The following is an 18044-nucleotide window of genomic DNA, read 5'->3' on the forward strand; positions in this document are numbered from 1 at the left end:
AATATGGCGTCGCAATTTTGGTTGCGGCGCTATTATTGGTGGGGGAAATATGGACCAATGGATCGAACGAATTCTGCTTGTTGTTATTGGATTACTTATTGGGGCTGGAGGAATGAAGCTGCTCCAGCAAAACTCATCTCAAAATTCAAATATCGATAGGGTAGGGAAAGCTGAGAGAGGTGTTTTGGTTGGAAGTTCTGATTATACCCCTCTCCAAGTCGATGATTGTTTATCCAAATCATATGACATGACAGGCGCAGAACGCACTGCATGTGCCTTGTTGGGAAGTCTTTATTTTTATGGAAACGATGAACTTCCTAAAGACGAAAAGAAAGCGCGTGTTGTTCTACAAGCTGCTTGTGAATGCAAAACAAATTCTGCAGAAACTGCTTTCTCTATAGCGTATTACCAGGCGCTAAAAGAACAAGACCAAATTGAATACGCGCCTGACATATTGAATTCCATAAAACTAGCGTGCAGGCGAGGTGATATCGGCGTATGCAATTGGTTGGCTGATAGAAATTTATCTTACGATTAAATCTTCAAATTTGCCGCTATTCCAGAATGGGCGGCGCTGCCTTTTGAGGAATTCATTGCTCCGGCGCTTCCATATCCTGCAGGTGCGGCACGTGTAGAAGCAACTTCTTCTGTCATTGCGCGCACAAGGCCTTCAGTCACATCTTTAGATGCTTCAAGTGCTTTGGCATGGCGCTCTGTAAGTAATGCAAAGGCTTCTACTTTTGATTTAAGCTCGTTTTTTTGAGTGTCACTTGCCTCGGCTAAAAGTGCGGGATTTGTTCTAATATTGGAAATCTCGATCCGATAGGCGTGAGCTAGTTTTTCCTTCTCTGCCCAGTCCTGAGAAGAGGCATCTAAACGGTTTTCTCGGTGAGCTTCGATTTCCTGAGAAATTAGAACGCTGAGGCGGTCAGTGATTGCGATCAACTGGTCGGCGCGGTCGGCACCATCATGTGCTGCTATAGCCATGGTTATTCTTCCAATCCTTGCATGCGTAATATTTCCGTAAGCACTTGGTCCGCAATGCCCACGCCGCCATTAGCTGACAAAGCCTTGGCGTATTCTTCAGTTAGCATTGGACGAAATGCATCTTCCGCTTGTCCGCCGCCAAAAGGGCCGTCGGTTTTAATCTGGTTGAATATAGGCTGAAGCATTTCGGATAAGAACATGGATTCAAATTCTTGCGCCATTTCTTCAGCTTTTTCTCGCGTTTGCGCTTCGGAGAATCGAAAGTCGCGAGCAACGCCCATGGCATTAAGTGCGCCGATATCAACTGGATTGCTCATGATTACATTACCTCGATATCAGCTTGGAGAGCACCTGAGGCTTTCAGAGCTTGCAAGATGGAGATCATGTCACGCGGGCTAACACCTAGAGCGTTCAGACCGTTCACCAGATCATTTAGAGGCACACTGCCACCGATCACCGCAAGGTCTGCAATATCTTCATTTGCTTCAATATCCGTTTGCGGAACCACAACTGTTTCGCCTTCACCAAACGCATTTGGTTGAGATACAGCAGGTTGCTCCGCTACCGATATAGTTAGGTTTCCTTGGGCAATTGCAACCTCTGAAACGCGGACATTTTCGCCCATAACAATGATACCAGTTGTTTCATTGATGATGATGCGAGCAGGTTGGTCTGGTTCAACTTCCAAACGTTCAATCTCTGCCAACAACATGGACATGCCACCTTGGAAATTTGGTGGGCGGTTTAGCGCCACTGTTGCGTGGTCCGTAGCTATTGCAGCAGTTGTACCCAGATATGCATTGATGACTGATGAAATACGTGTTGCAGTCGTAAAATCAGGATTGCGAAGAGATAATCGAAGTTTGTTCTGATTGTTCAATTCGAACGGTACTTCAAGTTCGACCAACGCGCCGTTTGGGATACGACCATTTGTAGGAACATTGCGAACGAGTGCAGATCCAGAATCACCTCCGGCCGCAAATCCACCAACTGCAATTGAGCCTTGGCCGACTGCATACACATCTCCGTTTGCACCAAGAAGAGGGGTAACAAGCAATGTTCCACCTTCTAGGCTTTTGGCATCTCCCATTGCAGATACTGTGACATCGATGCGAGACCCTGCCGTGGCAAAGGGAGGAAGACTTGCTGTGACCATAACAGCGGCAACGTTTTTCGTGTTTAAGGTCTCTTCCCGCGTGTTCACTCCTAGACGTTCCAGCATAGCCTCTAAGCTTTGGCGGGTCATGGGAGAATTACGTAAACTGTCACCAGAACCGTTTAAACCAACCACGATTCCATAGCCGATAAGCTGGTTGTCTCTGACGCCTTCAATATCAACTATATCTTTAAGACGAGAGCCTGCAAACGCACTCATGCTGTGGAGTGAGAAGGCAATTCCTAGGAATAAAGCGCAGATAATGCGGCTCATATGTGGCTTCCTTACGCGTAGAAAAAATTCTGTTACCTATATTTTCAGGCAGAACCCAAAACAAAGGCTTAATATTCAAGAATTTTTTTAAGTTTGTATTAGGATGGCATTAACCCTTTGGTAGGATTCTAAAGATCTATGCGGGAGCTCCAAATCAATGCGCGTTTCACGTCCAGTTTCAGGTAAACCAAGCAATGGTGTGTCTAAGTCGAAGGCACCAGCCAGTAGTGGTTTTTCAAAACTTGTTTCAAACTCGAATTCTGATTCAGATGTTGAACAAGCTGCGCCTAATGCAGCGGCTGGCGGCGTTGCCGGAGTTGGCGGAATTGATTCCATTATGGCGCTGCAAGGCTTGGACAACTCAACAGAGAAACGCAACAAAGCATTGCGCAAAGGGCGACGCATGATGGATGCATTGGACCGCCTGCAAATATCTGTTCTTGATGGCAGTACAACAACCGCACATCTAGGTTTGTTACAGCGTGCTTTAGGTGAATTGCGTGAAGAATCAGGCGATGATGGCCTAGATAATGCATTAAGCCACATTGAAGTGCGAACAGCTGTAGAAATAGCCAAGCTTGAAAGACAAAAAAAAGAGCAGCGCTAATAGTGGTTTGAGATATCTCAAAAGTGTGAAAATTTCTGAGTTGTCCCATAGCTGAATGTTCGCTATACGAGCCGTGCCCGAAGGAGGCATTGTAGTTGGATCTGCAATGACAAGGGTAGTGAACAGGAGTGTGCCGAATGAGCGTAAGTCTTGAAGAATACACACCGTTAGAGAACGAAGAATACATGTGTGAGCGCCAGAAAGCTTATTTTAAAGCTAAGCTGGAAGCTTGGAAACAAGATATTCTAGACGGTGCGAAAGAAACAATCGAAACAATGCAGGAAGATGCTTCGAATTTGCCAGACTTGGTAGATCGTGCATCAAACGAAGCAGACAGAGCCTTAGAGTTAAGAACCCGTGATCGCCAACGTAAATTGGTATCAAAGATTGATTCTGCTTTGCGTAGAATTGAGTCTGACGAATACGGCTTTTGTGAACACACAGGTGAGCCAATCGGGCTTGGTCGATTGAATGCCCGCCCAACAGCGACTTTGTGTCTGGAAGCTCAAGAAAGACACGAAAAGAAAGAACGCACTATCCGCGACGATTAAAACTGTTCATTCATGATAGAATTTAAAAAAGGCAGCTTCAAATATGAGGTTGCCTTTTTGTTTTGATACTTGTGATTAACGTAGTTTTGGCATCAAATGCACGTTATAAAGTAACGAGGAATACTTGTAAGTTTCTGAAGTGTTGGGAGATATTATACATGCCTAATTCAATGGCCGGAAAATTGAGTAAACAGCATGCGCGATATCAACTTGGTTTCCCAATTCATGGACTTGAAAGCTCAAAATCCCGGTTGCAAGGAGTATCAAATTACATTGAGGAACAAGGGTTTTCAGAAGAATTTCTAAATTCTGGACAAGTGAATACGCGATTGGAAGAAAAAGTAGCGAAATTGTTTGGAAAACAAGCTGCGTTATGGTTCTCAACTGGAACAATGGCCCAAGGAGTTGCGGCCCAGATATATGCATCTCGCCATAAGCGCAGAGATATACTTTTGCATCCTACATCTCATTTATTATTGCATGAAAGTGAAGGCTATCGATATGCGCACAATCTGAGCGCTCAAGAAATTGGAGACTTTTCATCAGTTCTTTCACCTGATGACTTTAATCAAAAAGCGGCATGTGCGTTTATTGAATTATCCCAACGCCACACAGGTGGTATGGTGCCATCTTGGGATGAGCTAGGCCAAATAAAGAATCGTGCCCATGAATTAGAAATGCCATTGCACGTTGATGGCGCTCGTATTTGGTCATGTCGACCTATCTATGAGAATAGAAGTTATGCTCAAATTGTAGATGGTTTTTCGTCGGTATATGTATCTTTGTACAAAGACATTGGGGCAATGGGGGGAGCATTACTTATAGGAGATAAGGATTTCATCGACGAGGCTAAAATCTGGCGTGAACGTTTAGGTGGCTTGATGGTACAGCCTTGGGTGCTAGTTGTAGATGCGTTACGTCTTATGGACGAGAGAATCGAGCGCATGGAAGCGTGTGTGATCCGTGCGCGAGAAATAGCTTCTTTTATAAGCAGTGGGTCGGCTTTATCTGTTTTACCAGAAGTACCTCATACAAATTTATTTCATGTACATTTGCCCTGCAATATAGAAAAAGCAGAACAAATTCAAAATATTATTGTCGAGAGCCTAGATTTGAAACTAAGTGGTCGTTTCTGGGGAATACATCACAACCCCAATGCGTGCGCCATGGAGATGCACATTGGTGAAGTGGCAATTGCCACTCCAGACGATTTAATCAAGTCAGCGATCAATATTCTTTCTGGCGAATTGGCGTGAAGAATTAAAACGGATTGATTGCATCTACAGCGCGGGCTGTTGTGCTTGCGCGTTGCAGGTTGGAAAGATCGCCGCGACCACCATAAGAAATACGCGCTTGCGCAATTTGTGTGTGGGAGATTGTGTTTGTAGCTGAAATGTCTTCTGGACGAATAATGCCACCAACAACAAGCTCGCGCACTTCGTGATTTACTTTCACTTCTTGTGAACCAGCAATAACCAAGTTTCCGTTTGGCAGTCTTTGGGTGATCACGGCAGCAACGGTTAGATTGATTGTCTCAGCGCGATTTACAGTTCCTGCGCCATTTGACGTAGAAGAAGATCCAAAATCAGCACCCGGAGAAATACCAACACCGCCGGGAATATTGCGATCAATGAGTTGATCTAGACCAAACATTGCGTTCACTGATGCAGACGTATTTCCTGAACGGCTGCGAGATGTTGTGTTATTAACTTGAGCTTGGTCGGAAATAGCGATGTTTACGGTTAGGATGTCACCAATATCACCAGCACGCTGATCGTCGAAGAAGGAGCGCGCTCCTGTGCGCCACAGTGAATTTTGTGTGTAGTCTTGGACGACTGGGGCGGGTTGTGGAATAGAAACTGGAGTAGGGCCAGCCACAGTTGCCGGATTTTGAATTGGTGTCAGCTCTGGAGACGCCATGCGGTCGGAAATGCCAGTTGCAGAACATGCGCTCATTGCTGTTGCTGCTGCAAGTGTTGTGGCTACTTTGATTTTGTTTAGATCGCTCATATGTCTTCTCAATTCATATAGCTTGATTAACGGCCGAGAACACGGGCTTCACCTGCGCCCGATACGACAGCGTCGATCGTTTTTTTCGAATAATTGTTTAACACGCGAACCGGCGCTCCTTGCGCCGCGTCCATCAAGGCTTTTCCATCTACCGTTAAACGTAGTCCGCCTTTTAAGTAGGTGAGTGTCACAGGGTCACCTTTGCGGATGAGCGCTGGTGTGTGGGCATCACTCAGACGAAATGACTGTTGCGCGCGGACAGAACGTTTCAGTTCTTTGCCGACAACACTGTCCTTTGTTGATGGTGTACCTGTTGGGCGTAGTCTGTTCTTGGGGGGAGCAATCCAAACCAAATCATCAGCTAGAATAACGTCCCCGCGTTTCATGTCTTTTGAAAATGCCAGTAGGAAGTCAGCTTTAGGAGGCGCATTATTGCTTGGAAGTTTAGCCCGTGCAGCAGCTTGCTTTGCCTTTGTTACTTCTTGCGACGAATATCTCGCAACTGTAATGGGCGCTGTCGCATTCGAAGGAAAATATACGCCATTTTCTCTTGCAATTTTTCCGACAAATTGAGGGTCAAGCTTCATGGATTGACCCGGGTCAGGTGAGGGCGCGACACGTACTTTTGCGAGTGGCCCAGAGGCATCAGCAACATCTCCGAGCGTAATCCAAGGACCTGAAACACTTATTGGCTGAGCATCCGTATCAGCTCTTGCGATAGGCGCACAGGCGATCATCGCAGCGAGAAATGTCAGGTGGAATAGAAGATTACGCATAGAGCTTATTTCCTATTTGCTCATTATTTCAATTGAGCTGTCGTTTGAAGCATCTCATCGGTGGATGTGATGACTTTAGAGTTCATTTCATAGGCCCGCTGTGCATTGATCAGTGCGGAGATTTCCGTCACAGCATTCACGTTTGATGTTTCAAGGAAGCCTTGAAGAACCGTTCCAAACCCGACAGCACCTGCCTGACCTACATTGGCTGCACCAGAAGCCACAGTTTCGAGCAAAAGGTTGTCTCCGATTGCATCAAGACCAGCTGGATTGATGAAGCGTGCTATTTCAAGGGAACCAAGGTTTGATGGTTCTGTTGCCCCAGCAGTTGTTGCTTGGACAGTTCCTTGGGCATTGATACTGACTTCTAGTGTATCAGCTGGCACAGTGATACCGGGTGATACAGTGTACCCGTCTTCTGTCACGATTTGACCGTCTCCATTGACAGAAAAATTCCCGGCTCTTGTGTATGCGGTATTTCCATCTGGCATTTGGACCATGAAATATCCATCACCTTGCATGGCGATGTCATAGGAGTTCCCAGTCTGTTGGATGTTTCCTTGCTCAGTAATCCGGTAGACAGACCCAGTTTTCACACCGGTACCTACCTGAACACCTGTCGGTACCACAGTGTTGGCATCAGATGAGGAAACACCCATTTTAACCTGATTGGTGTAGAGAAGGTCTTGAAATTCAGCGCGTTGACGCTTGTATCCAGTCGTATTCATGTTGGCGATATTGTTTGATATCACCTCAACATTAAGCTGTTGCGCTTGCATACCTGTGGCTGCTGTACTGAGTGCGCGCATGAATTCTTCCTTCTTATCTTGCTAGCGTGAAGCCAGACTTATGTTTCTGACTGTGGGCTAACGGACTTTTGCGAGCTTGCTGATAGCTTGCTCGCGCATATCATTTGTATTGGTAATGAGTTTTGCGACGCTTTGATAAGCGCGTGAAATCTCAATCATTTGTGTCATTTCAACAATTGGCGAGACATTCGAACTTTCGACAAAACCTTGTTGTAGGCGAACTTGTGTATCTATGGGTTCTTGATCGCCCCTAATGTAGAGGTTGTTTCCAACTTTTTCTAAGGCTTCTGGAACTTCGAAGGTTTTGACACCCAGATTTCCGATTGTACCGCCATCTTGAACAATGGACCCATCCTGATTGATGGTAATCTGCCCGCCTTCAGGGTTAGCTGTAATCGGGCCTCCAGCTGCAATAATTATGGATTCGCCTTCATAAACATCGCGGGAATTTCGCAAGTGTTCACCATTGCGAGTGAGCAATTGGCCATCAATGCCCATAGAAAATTCGCCATCGCGTGTATAAAAAATATCACCGTTTGGAGATTCAACCTCAAAAAAGCCAATGCCATCAATCGCGATGTCTAGTGGGTTTCCCGTTTGAACGATTGTGCCCACACTCATATCACGTTGAAGTTGCCAACCTTGGGTAAAAGTAATGTCGTGTGGGTTTTCTGTTGCGCGGGCAGGACGTTCTGTAATTTCGTGATTAACTAGGTGTTCAACTTTGAATCCGGTCGTGTTCATGTTTGCGAGGTTGTTCGCAGTAACATCCATTTTCTGACGCAATAATTGTTGCGTCGACAGACCAATCGCTAAAGAATTGTCCATTGGACCACATAAACCCAACGCTGGACTCTGCTATTTTACTAGAGACCGCGGAAGATGATTTGTCAGTTATACCTGCTCAACAAATTCATCAGCGTCCTGCGCTATTTTGCGCTGAACATATCAGTTTTCAAAATACAAAATGGCCCGAAGATGGTTAACACCATGTTGAGATAACTGCATTGAGGTGAAAATTTTTCCGTATTAAATCGGCAGATTTTGCCGATCTCCATGAATCGTTAACGAAGTAGAACGATTTTGCCTAATAATAGAAACACACGCGCGATTTAATTTGAGCAGGTCCCATGGCTGAAGAAGAAACAAAACCTGAAGAAGAAACCGCTGAGGAAGAAAAGCCAGCGAAAAAGAAACTTGCTGGTAAGACTATGATTTTATTCATAGTTCTTCCAGCATTCCTTATCCTCGCAGGTGGTGTCGCTGTGGGGATGATGCTCGCTGGAGGAGGGAAAGAAGATACCTCCAAAGAGTATGCCGAAGCCAAAGGAGACTATGAAAAGTCTGAAGATGGTTCGGATAAAAAAGGCGATGATTACGATAAAAAAGACGGCGACAAGGAAAAAAAGGACGAAAAGAAGGATAAAGGCGGCAAAGATAAAAAAGCCGGCTATGGCGATGATAAAGGCGGAAAAAAAGGTCCGGTGCGTGATACCGGAACTTTACAAGTCGGAAATGCCGGAGATCCTTCCTATTACATAATGCCAGACCTTTTGGTGAACTTGGCCAGTCAGGATGGCGATCGTCAATTATTCTTGAAATTAAAGCTGACTTTGGAAGCTGAAGATCCAGAAATGTTTTCAGATATTCCGAAAATGCTCCCGCGTATTACTGATCAATATCAAATGTTCTTACGTGAATTGAGAGTTGATGACTTAAATGGTTCTGCTGGTGGGTATCGCCTTCGGTTGGAGCTCTTGCGCCGTATTAATATAGCAATCGCTCCTTCGCGAGTGGATGCTGTGTTGATCGAAGAAATGCTGGTGCAATAAGGAATTAGAGCATGACAGCAGAAGATGAAGACTGGAGCGTAGACGGCGGCGAAGAAGGTAACTTCGACGAGGATATGGCTGCGGCTTGGGAAGCTGAGCTTGCCAATGAAGCTGAAGCTGACCTTGATACCTCCACATCAGCTAGTAACTCGGCTGGGTCGGAACGTATTCTAAACCAGGATGAGATTGACTCTCTTCTTGGTTTCTCGCTTGAAGAAGATGATGATGGAAAAGGGTCGGGTATCCGTTCCATCATTAACTCAGCGCATGTTTCTTATGAACGTTTGCCAATGCTCGAGGTGGTTTTTGATCGCCTTGTTCGTTTGCTGACGACAAGTCTTCGTAACTTCACTTCTGATAACGTTGAGGTTTCTTTGGATTCCATTGCAAGCATGCGTTTTGGAGACTATCTGAATTCAATTCCATTGCCTGCTATTCTTGCTGTGTTTAGAGCACGACAACTCGACAATTATGGTTTGGTGACTGTTGATTCAAACCTAATTTATTCAATTGTGGATGTGCTGTTAGGCGGTCGTCGCGGTACTGCTGCTATGCGTGTGGAAGGCCGTCCTTACACCACTATTGAGCGCATGCTGGTTACACGTCTTGTGGAAGTGATCCTTGGGGACGCGAAGAAAGCTTTTGACCCACTAACCGAGGTTGATTTTGATCTCGACCGGATTGAAACAAACCCTCGTTTTGCTGCAATCGCTCAACCCGCTAATGCCGCCATTCTTGTGCGCTTGCGTGTTGATATGGAAGACCGTGGTGGACGCTGTGAGCTGATGTTGCCTTATGCAACGCTAGAGCCGATCCGGAAAATGCTTTTGCAGAACTTCATGGGTGAGAAGTTTGGTAACGACAATATTTGGGAAGGTCACCTCGCGACTGAGATTTGGACCGCTCCAACCAATGTTCGTGTGGTGATGGACGAGTTTGAACAACCGCTAGGCCGTATGATGAGCCTTGAAGTGGGTGATACGCTCCTCATGAATGCTGGACAAAATTCAAAAGTATCATTGCGTTGTGGTGATATTTATCTAACCGAGGGCCAAATTGGCCGCATTGGAAAAAAAGTTGCGGTGCGTGTCGACGCGCCTCTTGAAGGGGTTGCCAAAAAGGCACTTGTGGAGAGCCAACAATGACTGTTTCACCATCTATTATAATTGATGTTTTTCTTATCGTTTTGTTGGTCATCGCGATCGCTTATTTTTGGCGATTAGATAATCGTTTGAAAGCCATCAAGTCAGGTCGCGATAGTATGCTGGAAGCGACTAAGGAGCTGGCACTGACCATAAACCAGGCTCAAGCGACTATTGGAGATTTGAAATCCACTTCAACTGATGTTGGTCAAAAACTTCAAATTCAAATTGATGAAGCGCGTGCATTGCATACGCGTAATCAAGAGATTTCCGTCTCACAGGGTGATGCAGGGTTGCGTCGCCGGAACACATTTTAGGAGCTAGTAAACATGACAAAAACAATTCGTCTCATGCCAGCTCTTATCGCTGTTTCAGTTGGCTCCATTGCATTGAAGGCGGTCGATATAGCTGAGGCTGCAACAGAGCCCGCTACGGATGATTACACTGAAGGTCAGGAAAATGCCGAAAATGATGGGTATGATGCGCCTGAAGTAGTGGATGATACTGGTCATGAAGATGACTTTGACGGCATGACTGATGTTGATTTTTCAGAAATAGAAGATTCTAGAGATGATACCTGTATGGCCGTGCCAGATTTTACGGCTGAAACAGGTCTTTCTCAGTATGAAATTGAAGTGCTTCGTTCTCTAGCTGATCGCCGCATGGAGCTGGATGAACGCGCTGAAAAAATTGATACACGCGAACAAATGACCGCAGCAGCCGAAGCGCGCTTGGACGAGCAGATAGCGGAATTGAAAGAGCTTGAAGCGGGTGTCCAAAATCTATTGGTCACTATGGAACAAAAGCGTGACGAACGTTTAGATGGTTTGGTTAGCGTTTATCAAAGTATGAAACCCAAAGATGCAGCCCGTATTTTTGAAACGCTTGGTGATGATGTGTTGTTGGAAGTATCCCAACGGATGAAACACGCTCAGCTAGGTGCTGTTATGTCTGCCATGTCGTCCAAGAGAGCAGAGCAGCTGACACGAATGCTAGCGGAGCGAGCCGAACTACCAAGTACGGCTGATGATTTGTTGGCTAGGGCAGAAGCTGGGTAAAAACATTGAAAAAGCTTCGGACCAAATCGCAGAGTAAACTCACCAAAGCAGCACTATCATTGGGTATTGCGACCACAGCTTTGCCTTTCTTATGGGGGCAAGATGCATTCGCTCAGCGCGGTGTATCTTTGACAGCTGACGACGCAGGTGGACATGCTCGATTGGTCGCGAAATGGTCTGATGGTGATGAAACCGCGCCTAAAATAGATGCCAGTATTCAAAGCCGAGTGTTGGTGTTGAAATTTCCTGAACCGGTGTCTTTGGATTTGGAACCAGTGCGTGAGAATTTGCCAGCGTGGGTGGCTTTAGCGCGCCTTGACGGTGATGGATTGACAGCGCGAATTGCTTTAAAAAAGCAAGATACACGTCTGCATTTGTCCAAGTCGATTGATCTGACAGCTATAGATATTCTGCCAGAAGAAACTGAAGCTGATCCGCGAGATATCATCTCGCCTCTAGTCGCTGCTAGAAGAGCTCAAGCCGCGGCAGCAAAAATCGCTGAAATACCGCCGCCAGTTGATTTTATTGATGGCCTCGAGGTTCGTGCATCTGATGCTGGTGGTCGCACACGTGTGGCATTTTATTGGCCGCAGAGCGTTGAATACACGACTGATTTTGAAAATGGTTTATTTTCCCTGAAGTTTGATCACCGTGCAAAGCCAGATATAGCTCGATTGAACATCGATCCTTATGGTCAGCTGGAAGGTGCGCGTTTTGAAAATGACGATTTGGGCATGTTGTTTAGGCTGGAACTGCCCTCAGGTGTGACGCCAACTGCCTATAAAGAGGGGAACATCGTCGTCGTCGATTTGGCGTCTAAAGAAGCAATTGAGGCGGCAAAAAAGGAAAAGGCGGCGCAAGAAAAAGCTGTAGCTGAAGCAGCAGCTGCTGCCGAGCGAAAAGCAAACGAGCCTGCACAACCTGCTTCAAATGCCTCTGTGCCTGAACCAAAAGAAAATCCGATCCAAAATACGGCGTACCAAGAGCCAAACCAGCCTGTAGAATTGGCATTGCCTAAGCCTCCAGAACCCAAAGAGGCGGTTTTTGGTTCATCTTCACAGGCAGTTGGATTGTCTCGCGATATAGATGTGGATCGAGGCGGCAATTCCGAAGCGGTACAATCACCTAAGATTACTCCAACCCAGCAAGTCAAAAATGAAAAATTGGGACCGCGAGAGACTTTTTTTCGAGGTGAATGGGCGGATCCTTCTCCTGTTTCCAAAAAGGTGAAAGCTGAGATTAAGTCATTACCAAATGGGTTGACTATCTCAGTGCCTTGGCAAGCGCCGGCACCAGCCGCAGTGTTTACACGTCAACCAGCCAACTGGATTGTGTTTGCAACTGATTCAGATATCGAAATTGATCAATCTAAAGTTCCTTCACGCTACACAGTGGAAACAATACGGCAGGAAGAAGCTGTGTTTTTGCGCGTTGAAGCTCCTGAAGGGATGGTCGCGTCGGCGCAGTCGGTCGGAACGACTTGGACGATTACATTTGCACCTGCAGCCGTACAGCCTGATCGCTTTCTAAAGCCTGTTAGAGAAGTGTCCGATACGGGGCGCTTTAGTATTGAAACAACACTAATCGGTGCTGCGGGGATTGTGTGGTTTACTGACCCCATGGTGGGTGATGAAATAGCAGCTGCAGTTGCGTTTGGACCTGCTTCAGCATCGACGACACCAAGAAGATTTGTGGAAGCTGAAATGCCTTCTACGGCACATGGTTTGGCGATTATTCCAAATTCTGATGATGTTTCTGTGAAACTCAATGATGAACGTGTCGTGGTGACATCGTCCAGAGGGATGGCAATGTCGGATGCTTCTGGTGGTACAACAGCTGCTTACGCAAAGATGAAGACAGATACGCCGACGCCTGCATTCATTGATTTTGATGCTTGGGGTGGCCTTTATGGGAATAATTTCTTTGCCAGAAAAGGTGAGTTGGCCAGAGCAGCGGCAGCGCGTGATCCTGCATCAAAGGCTGGGACTGATGTTTTAGTTGATCTTGCTCGTTTTTACATCGGACATGATTTCGGTGCCGAAGCGACAGGTGTATTAGAAACGGCTTTAGATGGCCGTCCACTCTTAGAGCAAGAAGCAGCTTTTTTAGGGCTTCGCGGTGCTGCACTTGTGATGATGCAACGCTATGAAGAAGCTGAAAAAGATCTTTCTAAAGGGCCTTTGCGCGCTGATAAATCCGCTATGTTGTGGCGCGGATATGTGGCTGCAAAACTAGGCCAATGGGAAAGGTCAAACGACTTTTTCCGTCAAGCTGAAGAACTTATTTTTGCCTATTCTGGACGTTGGGCAGCAGAGTTTTATAACGTTGCTGCTGAAGCAGCCTTAAAAGCAAATGAGTTGGATAGAGCCCGCCAATTGGCAGGTCGCGCAGCCGGTACGAGTTACCGTGAATCCGCTGAATCAGCATCTCTATTGATTGCCCGCATTGATGAGACAAAAGGTGAGTTGGAAAAAGCTTACAAGCAATATGTTGCTTTAACTGTCGATGGAAGTGAACCAGTCGCTGTACGCGCTGAATTACGTCGCCTCGATTTAGGGGCCAAGATTGACAAGATTACTCCTTCTGAAGCGGCAGACCATTTGGATACGCTACGTTATCGTTGGCGCGGTGACTCCGTTGAAATGGAAACAGTAGGTATTCTTGCTGATCAATACATGAGCCTTGGTCGGTTTAGAGAAGCGTTACTTCTGGTTCAGTCTGCTGCTTTACGAAGCCCTAATGAGCCGGGTGCGCGTGAATTGCGAATTCGTCTAGTGGAGTTTTTCCGTAAACTCTATTTGGATGGTGAAGCGGAACGCTTAGACCCAATTCAAGCACTTGCACTGTTTTATGAATTTAGAGATTTGACCCCAATCGGCCAAGATGGGGATAGAATGATCCGTAAACTGGCGCGTCGATTGGTTGCTTTTGACTTGCTCGACCCTGCCACTGAATTACTTCAGCACCAGGTGGATAATCGTGTGCGGGGACGCGGTAAGGCCGTTATCGCCGTGGACCTTGCGTCTATCTATCTCATGGACCGTCAACCTGACCGCGCGCTTGCAGCCATCGCAGCCTCTCGTCAACCACGTTTACCTAAAGAGTTAGCTTTGCAGCGCCGTTTGCTGGAGGCTGCAGCCTATCGTGATATGGGGCGGACAGATCACGCTATCGAGTTGTTGGAGGGCGTAGAGGGATTAGAAGCAGCTTCTATTCGCGCGGACTCTTATTGGAAAAGTGAACAATGGGGAGATGCCGCAATCCAGCTAGCCTCAATGTTGCCAACGCCTGAAAATGCTCAAAAGTCTGATGTTGATCTTGCACTAAAAGCTGCAATTGCTGGACGTTTGGCAAAAAATATGGGGTTGTTGGATCGTTTGAACCAAGGCTATGCGACGCTGTTTGAGAACACAGCCAACGAACAGAGCTTTGCGCTGATTACGTCGCAAACCGATATTTCGGGTGCTGCTTTATCCGAAGCAGTGCGACGACGCGCTGATGCGCCGCGCGTAGATGCTTTTGCAGCTAGTATAAAACAACGTTTTGACGGAGAAGGATAACTTCCAAGTTATCCTCATATTCCATGTTGCTTGTACTCTAATCTTTTATTCGAGATTGAGGGAGAAGTGGTATGTCCAAGGAATTGGCGATAGCGGTTATTCATGGAATAGGCAGTCAGGGGGCTAATCGGCCGCAAAATAGTGACGAACCTACTTTCTCAAAAGAACTGCAAAAGCGGGTCTATTCCAAATTGGGAAATACTAAATCTTCAAAAATTGCGTGGCGAGAGATATTCTGGGCTGACATTTTGCAATCTCGGCAAGACACCTATTTACGGAAAATAAAACGCAAGACCAGATTTGACGAATTGCGTGAATTTGTACTGTGTAATTTATCAGATGCGTCGGCTTATCGATACAATCCCAATGATTCAAACGACAACACGTATTCGCTAATTCACAACCGTGTTTTTCAAACGATTAGCGAATTGGAAAATGATGTATCGGAAGGCGCGCCGCTTATTGTTTTAGCCCATTCAATGGGCGGGCATATCATGTCCAATTATATTTATGATGCGACGAAGAAGAGCGATGATGATTGCTCTACATTTTGTCGCTTGAAGACAATGGCAGGCTTTGTAACCTTTGGGTGCAATATTCCATTATTCACATTCAGCTATGCTCCTGAACACGTCACGCCGATCGCTTTTCCGGGCACTGAACTTTCTAAGGCCAAGCAGGTAAAACCATGGTGGCTAAATTTCTATGACAAGGATGATGTGCTTGGCTTTCCATTGGCTGAGATTGGACCGAGATACAAAGCGATGGCGGATGCCAAGGAGTTGCGTGAAAAAGCGATAAATGCTGGAAGTTGGTTGAGTTCTTGGAACCCAGCATCACACAATGCCTATTGGCGAGATGATGATTTTTACATCCCTGTATCGAACTTTATCAAGAAGCTTCTTTGAAGAGTTTGAAGTGCAGGAGGGCCTCTTGGAAGGAGGCCCGCGCAATATCATTCAGACGTGGCGGCGGCTTTATCTTTTGCATCAAAATATTCAGGGTGTGAATCTGCTGTCATTGGTTTGCCCACAAGTGCATCATTTGGCTCATCGAAACAATCACCTCGAAGAGCTACCCAGCCAGAAGGGAATGCGGTTTCTGTGAACATGATTTTTAGGCGGCCCCAGCTGGTGTATGTATCACCTTTTTCATCCACGATCGCGATGTCACAGGCAGCGCTAGAACCAGATATAGGCTCAACCCAATACCCCTCAAAAGTACCGCTGCGATTATCATAATTGCCTGCAAGGTCTTTGAAATAAGCTATCCCTTCGACACCATCGCGCATCGTTGGATAGTGGAAAACCGCATAGCCGTTGATTTCGTCAGCGTAGTAAACTTCGCCAATCTCGGTCGCCCAGACTTCATCTGCATGTGCTGAAAAGCTAGTTGCAGCGGCAATGGCTGCAACACTCGAAATAATCCATTTGGAAAGCTTCATTATCCTAATCCCTCATTGCTCCCTGACCCTAAAGATGAGTGTAGGCACCAAATTATGGAGAAGGAAAGAGACTGCTTCTAAGCAGATTGAGAATTGTACAGTTGATCAGCTGTATATCTTGCTTTGATCTCATGGATCGCATCTTTAGCTGATTTGTAAGATCTATTTTGGTCTGTATACAAATTCGAGATTTTGCTAATTTGGGCTTTTGTTAATACTCCACGTCGTCCCATATGTTCGATGATCGAATAAAAATACTCCGAGTTGTGCTCAGAATTTTTAAGCGCATCTAAAAATGAAGTCACAGGATCGAACTCGGAGATTAGATGCGCAATGTCTTCCAGTGAATAATTGTCGTTTTTGTGCTCTTTCAAAGCTTGAGTTAATTCATTGATCGCTTTGGCAGACTGTTTAGTTCCAGTTGCTTGTTGAAGAATACCAACAGTTGTTAATAGCTTTTCAAAATTCAAAGAATTTTTCCTCAACATAGGGTGCTTGTGTGAAGTTAAGACTACGCTGAGTAAGTTTAGTGTTTTCTTTGTTGATAAAGCTTTAATTAGGGAAGATAAGGTTTTTGTTTCGCCGGAGAAGCATTCGACGACTTGTTCTAATGGGATTAGAATTTTAAGTAAGTTGCCTGATTTCATTGCGGAAACAAGTCCAGTTCTTGATAAATGTTATCGAAAATTTCTCGAATTTCTTTATTTCTCATTACAGCTAAATGATTACCAGCAGCTTGTTGTATTGCTGACCGTCTAGGGATCCATTGATTTGCAATTAGTGTATTTGTTTGAAGGTTTTCTGACTTGGCGCGTCTAATAATTGACTTTCTTGCGTTTTCTTCGGTTTGATTAAGCTTTGTGCCGTTGTATGTCATGCATCCAATGATTTTGGAGATGCGTAGTGAAGAGTTGTAGACTTTGAAGCGTTCTATGGATGAAATATAAGACTCAGCTGCTTCAGCCGAAATATCATCTAAAATTGTCGGGATAATTAGGTGGGTAGCACAGGTTAACGCATTAACTAACCCGGTCGTAATTCTGGGTGGTGTATCAATTACTATTGCGTCGTATTCCTCGTGAATGACGGGGTCGAGAAGTGCTTTTGATAGAAGATAATGTGCGTCGAACTCGTAACTACCCTTGAGCCATTTTATCATACACTCATTTTCTTTAGCTGCGAATTGTTTGTACGTGGGAACAAATGATAAACCTTGTGGTAAATCATAACCTGTTCTTGCGAGTGACTTAATCAATATACCATTGGCAGTTTCGGCAAACACTTGATCAATATCTGATCTTCTCTCTGTTAATCTGCCTAGTGTGCTAAAGGCTCTCGTTGCTGAACCTTGCCAATCCAAATCAAGAAATAATACTCTTTTTCCCTTTGATGCAATTGTCGTTGCGAGGTTGGTTGAAACAGTTGTTTTACCAACTCCCCCTTTGAGGTTGCTGATTACTATAGTTGGAATACTGTACTTGTGTTTCCTAGATGCATAATCTGGGAAAGTTACTGGATTTTTATTGTTTTTTAGCCAGACTTCTGAGGACTGAGTGAATGAGTCCTGTGTAGCCCCACTTTCTGCTTCCAAATTCGAACTTAATCGGTCTATTTCCTCTTTGTATTGTTCAAGCTCTTGTTTTAAGTGGTCTGTTTTACGTGAATTTAAAAAAGAATGTGTAGCAACTCCAGCACCAAATATTCCAAGAACACTAGCAATCAGTCCTAAATTATCAGAATATTCAGAAAACATGGTATTCCTCCCCCTTTTTAAAAAACCTGTTCTACTTGTGGTGATAAGGTTGGCAGAAATTTACCAGTATTACAATGTAAAATGGA

20 protein-coding genes are annotated in these 18044 nt (G+C 45.4%); 10 read left to right on the plus strand and 10 right to left on the minus strand.

Going from position 1 to position 18044, the window contains the following annotated elements:
• Positions 1-49: 49 nt before the first annotated feature.
• Positions 50-538: a hypothetical protein gene (locus tag F551_RS0112695; RefSeq protein WP_155826010.1), complete on the plus strand. Its 489-nt coding sequence runs from the start codon at positions 50-52 to the stop codon at positions 536-538.
• On the opposite strand, the gene F551_RS0112700 is transcribed toward F551_RS0112695, so the two are convergent.
• The 3 genes from F551_RS0112700 to F551_RS0112710 are packed head-to-tail and all read right to left on the minus strand — an operon-like array spanning position 535 to position 2416.
• Positions 535-987: a hypothetical protein gene (locus tag F551_RS0112700; protein ID WP_018997896.1), complete on the minus strand. Its 453-nt coding sequence runs from the start codon at positions 985-987 to the stop codon at positions 535-537. The two genes, F551_RS0112695 and F551_RS0112700, sit on opposite strands and share 4 nt — an antisense overlap.
• A gap of 2 nt (positions 988-989) precedes the next feature.
• Positions 990-1304, minus strand: coding sequence for a rod-binding protein (locus F551_RS0112705; protein WP_018997897.1), 315 nt, complete (start codon positions 1302-1304; stop codon positions 990-992).
• A 2-nt stretch (positions 1305-1306) separates the two neighbouring features.
• Entirely contained in the window at positions 1307-2416 is a 1110-nt protein-coding gene (locus F551_RS0112710) for a flagellar basal body P-ring protein FlgI (protein ID WP_026296824.1), read from the minus strand.
• A 157-nt stretch (positions 2417-2573) separates the two neighbouring features.
• Between F551_RS0112710 and F551_RS0112715 the strand changes: the two genes are divergently transcribed.
• The 3 genes from F551_RS0112715 to F551_RS0112725 all read left to right on the plus strand — a co-directional run bounded on the left by F551_RS0112715 (position 2574) and on the right by F551_RS0112725 (position 4830).
• On the plus strand, positions 2574-3023 hold the full coding sequence (locus tag F551_RS0112715; RefSeq protein WP_018997900.1) for a flagellar assembly protein FliX: 450 nt from the start codon (positions 2574-2576) through the stop codon (positions 3021-3023).
• A gap of 137 nt (positions 3024-3160) precedes the next feature.
• Positions 3161-3574: an RNA polymerase-binding protein DksA gene (gene dksA / locus F551_RS0112720; RefSeq protein WP_026296825.1), complete on the plus strand. Its 414-nt coding sequence runs from the start codon at positions 3161-3163 to the stop codon at positions 3572-3574.
• A gap of 158 nt (positions 3575-3732) precedes the next feature.
• Positions 3733-4830 (plus strand): threonine aldolase family protein, encoded by a 1098-nt coding sequence (locus tag F551_RS0112725; protein WP_018997902.1) that lies wholly within the window; start codon positions 3733-3735, stop codon positions 4828-4830.
• Positions 4831-4834: 4 nt separating this feature from the next.
• Here the strand turns inward: F551_RS0112725 and flgH are convergent, their stop codons facing one another.
• The 4 genes from flgH to F551_RS0112745 are packed head-to-tail and all read right to left on the minus strand — an operon-like array spanning position 4835 to position 7997.
• Positions 4835-5584 carry a flagellar basal body L-ring protein FlgH gene (gene flgH, locus F551_RS0112730; RefSeq protein ID WP_018997903.1) on the minus strand — a complete coding sequence of 250 codons (750 nt, stop codon included), beginning with the start codon at positions 5582-5584 and terminating at the stop codon, positions 4835-4837.
• 26 nt (positions 5585-5610) lie between these two features.
• A complete protein-coding gene (gene flgA, locus F551_RS0112735) occupies positions 5611-6360 on the minus strand; it encodes a flagellar basal body P-ring formation chaperone FlgA (protein WP_018997904.1) in 750 nt (249 codons plus the stop codon).
• A gap of 23 nt (positions 6361-6383) precedes the next feature.
• Entirely contained in the window at positions 6384-7169 is a 786-nt protein-coding gene (gene flgG / locus F551_RS0112740) for a flagellar basal-body rod protein FlgG (RefSeq protein WP_018997905.1), read from the minus strand.
• A 57-nt stretch (positions 7170-7226) separates the two neighbouring features.
• Positions 7227-7997 carry a flagellar hook-basal body complex protein gene (locus F551_RS0112745; RefSeq protein WP_018997906.1) on the minus strand — a complete coding sequence of 257 codons (771 nt, stop codon included), beginning with the start codon at positions 7995-7997 and terminating at the stop codon, positions 7227-7229.
• A gap of 302 nt (positions 7998-8299) precedes the next feature.
• Here F551_RS0112745 and F551_RS0112755 point away from each other — a divergent pair, with 302 nt between their 5' ends.
• From F551_RS0112755 to F551_RS0112780, 6 genes are all read left to right on the plus strand, one after another.
• A complete protein-coding gene (locus F551_RS0112755; RefSeq protein ID WP_018997908.1) occupies positions 8300-9001 on the plus strand; it encodes a flagellar basal body-associated FliL family protein in 702 nt (233 codons plus the stop codon).
• 11 nt (positions 9002-9012) lie between these two features.
• On the plus strand, positions 9013-10146 hold the full coding sequence (gene fliM / locus F551_RS0112760; protein ID WP_018997909.1) for a flagellar motor switch protein FliM: 1134 nt from the start codon (positions 9013-9015) through the stop codon (positions 10144-10146).
• Positions 10143-10460 carry a DUF6468 domain-containing protein gene (locus F551_RS0112765; protein ID WP_018997910.1) on the plus strand — a complete coding sequence of 106 codons (318 nt, stop codon included), beginning with the start codon at positions 10143-10145 and terminating at the stop codon, positions 10458-10460. Before fliM ends, F551_RS0112765 begins: the two co-directional genes overlap by 4 nt.
• Positions 10461-10472: 12 nt before the next feature.
• Positions 10473-11201, plus strand: a complete 729-nt coding sequence (locus F551_RS0112770; protein WP_018997911.1) for a MotE family protein — start codon at positions 10473-10475, stop codon at positions 11199-11201.
• 5 nt (positions 11202-11206) lie between these two features.
• Entirely contained in the window at positions 11207-14761 is a 3555-nt protein-coding gene (locus F551_RS0112775) for a tetratricopeptide repeat protein (protein WP_018997912.1), read from the plus strand.
• 71 nt (positions 14762-14832) lie between these two features.
• On the plus strand, positions 14833-15669 hold the full coding sequence (locus F551_RS0112780) for a hypothetical protein (RefSeq protein ID WP_018997913.1): 837 nt from the start codon (positions 14833-14835) through the stop codon (positions 15667-15669).
• Positions 15670-15716: 47 nt separating this feature from the next.
• Here the strand turns inward: F551_RS0112780 and F551_RS17195 are convergent, their stop codons facing one another.
• The 3 genes from F551_RS17195 to F551_RS0112795 form a co-directional block, all read right to left on the minus strand.
• Positions 15717-16205, minus strand: coding sequence for a hypothetical protein (locus F551_RS17195; RefSeq protein WP_018997914.1), 489 nt, complete (start codon positions 16203-16205; stop codon positions 15717-15719).
• Between the two features lie 77 nt (positions 16206-16282).
• Positions 16283-16675 carry a hypothetical protein gene (locus tag F551_RS0112790; protein WP_155826013.1) on the minus strand — a complete coding sequence of 131 codons (393 nt, stop codon included), beginning with the start codon at positions 16673-16675 and terminating at the stop codon, positions 16283-16285.
• Between the two features lie 173 nt (positions 16676-16848).
• A complete protein-coding gene (locus tag F551_RS0112795) occupies positions 16849-17958 on the minus strand; it encodes a ParA family protein (RefSeq protein ID WP_018997916.1) in 1110 nt (369 codons plus the stop codon).
• Positions 17959-18044: the final 86 nt, after the last annotated feature.

This window comes from Hirschia maritima DSM 19733 (assembly GCF_000378345.1).
GTDB lineage: Bacteria > Pseudomonadota > Alphaproteobacteria > Caulobacterales > Hyphomonadaceae > Hirschia > Hirschia maritima.

Excerpts from the sequence above, each read along its gene's own strand:
- F551_RS0112695 (WP_155826010.1), top strand. The coding sequence starts at position 50 with ATGGACCAATGGATCGAACGAATTCTGCTTGTTGTTATTGGATTACTT.
- F551_RS0112700 (WP_018997896.1), bottom strand. The coding sequence starts at position 987 with ATGGCTATAGCAGCACATGATGGTGCCGACCGCGCCGACCAGTTGATC.
- F551_RS0112705 (WP_018997897.1), bottom strand. The coding sequence starts at position 1,304 with ATGAGCAATCCAGTTGATATCGGCGCACTTAATGCCATGGGCGTTGCT.
- F551_RS0112710 (WP_026296824.1), bottom strand. The coding sequence starts at position 2,416 with ATGAGCCGCATTATCTGCGCTTTATTCCTAGGAATTGCCTTCTCACTC.
- F551_RS0112715 (WP_018997900.1), top strand. The coding sequence starts at position 2,574 with ATGCGCGTTTCACGTCCAGTTTCAGGTAAACCAAGCAATGGTGTGTCT.
- dksA (WP_026296825.1), top strand. The coding sequence starts at position 3,161 with ATGAGCGTAAGTCTTGAAGAATACACACCGTTAGAGAACGAAGAATAC.
- F551_RS0112725 (WP_018997902.1), top strand. The coding sequence starts at position 3,733 with ATGCCTAATTCAATGGCCGGAAAATTGAGTAAACAGCATGCGCGATAT.
- flgH (WP_018997903.1), bottom strand. The coding sequence starts at position 5,584 with ATGAGCGATCTAAACAAAATCAAAGTAGCCACAACACTTGCAGCAGCA.
- flgA (WP_018997904.1), bottom strand. The coding sequence starts at position 6,360 with ATGCGTAATCTTCTATTCCACCTGACATTTCTCGCTGCGATGATCGCC.
- flgG (WP_018997905.1), bottom strand. The coding sequence starts at position 7,169 with ATGCGCGCACTCAGTACAGCAGCCACAGGTATGCAAGCGCAACAGCTT.
- F551_RS0112745 (WP_018997906.1), bottom strand. The coding sequence starts at position 7,997 with ATGGACAATTCTTTAGCGATTGGTCTGTCGACGCAACAATTATTGCGT.
- F551_RS0112755 (WP_018997908.1), top strand. The coding sequence starts at position 8,300 with ATGGCTGAAGAAGAAACAAAACCTGAAGAAGAAACCGCTGAGGAAGAA.
- fliM (WP_018997909.1), top strand. The coding sequence starts at position 9,013 with ATGACAGCAGAAGATGAAGACTGGAGCGTAGACGGCGGCGAAGAAGGT.
- F551_RS0112765 (WP_018997910.1), top strand. The coding sequence starts at position 10,143 with ATGACTGTTTCACCATCTATTATAATTGATGTTTTTCTTATCGTTTTG.
- F551_RS0112770 (WP_018997911.1), top strand. The coding sequence starts at position 10,473 with ATGACAAAAACAATTCGTCTCATGCCAGCTCTTATCGCTGTTTCAGTT.
- F551_RS0112780 (WP_018997913.1), top strand. The coding sequence starts at position 14,833 with ATGTCCAAGGAATTGGCGATAGCGGTTATTCATGGAATAGGCAGTCAG.
- F551_RS17195 (WP_018997914.1), bottom strand. The coding sequence starts at position 16,205 with ATGAAGCTTTCCAAATGGATTATTTCGAGTGTTGCAGCCATTGCCGCT.
- F551_RS0112795 (WP_018997916.1), bottom strand. The coding sequence starts at position 17,958 with ATGTTTTCTGAATATTCTGATAATTTAGGACTGATTGCTAGTGTTCTT.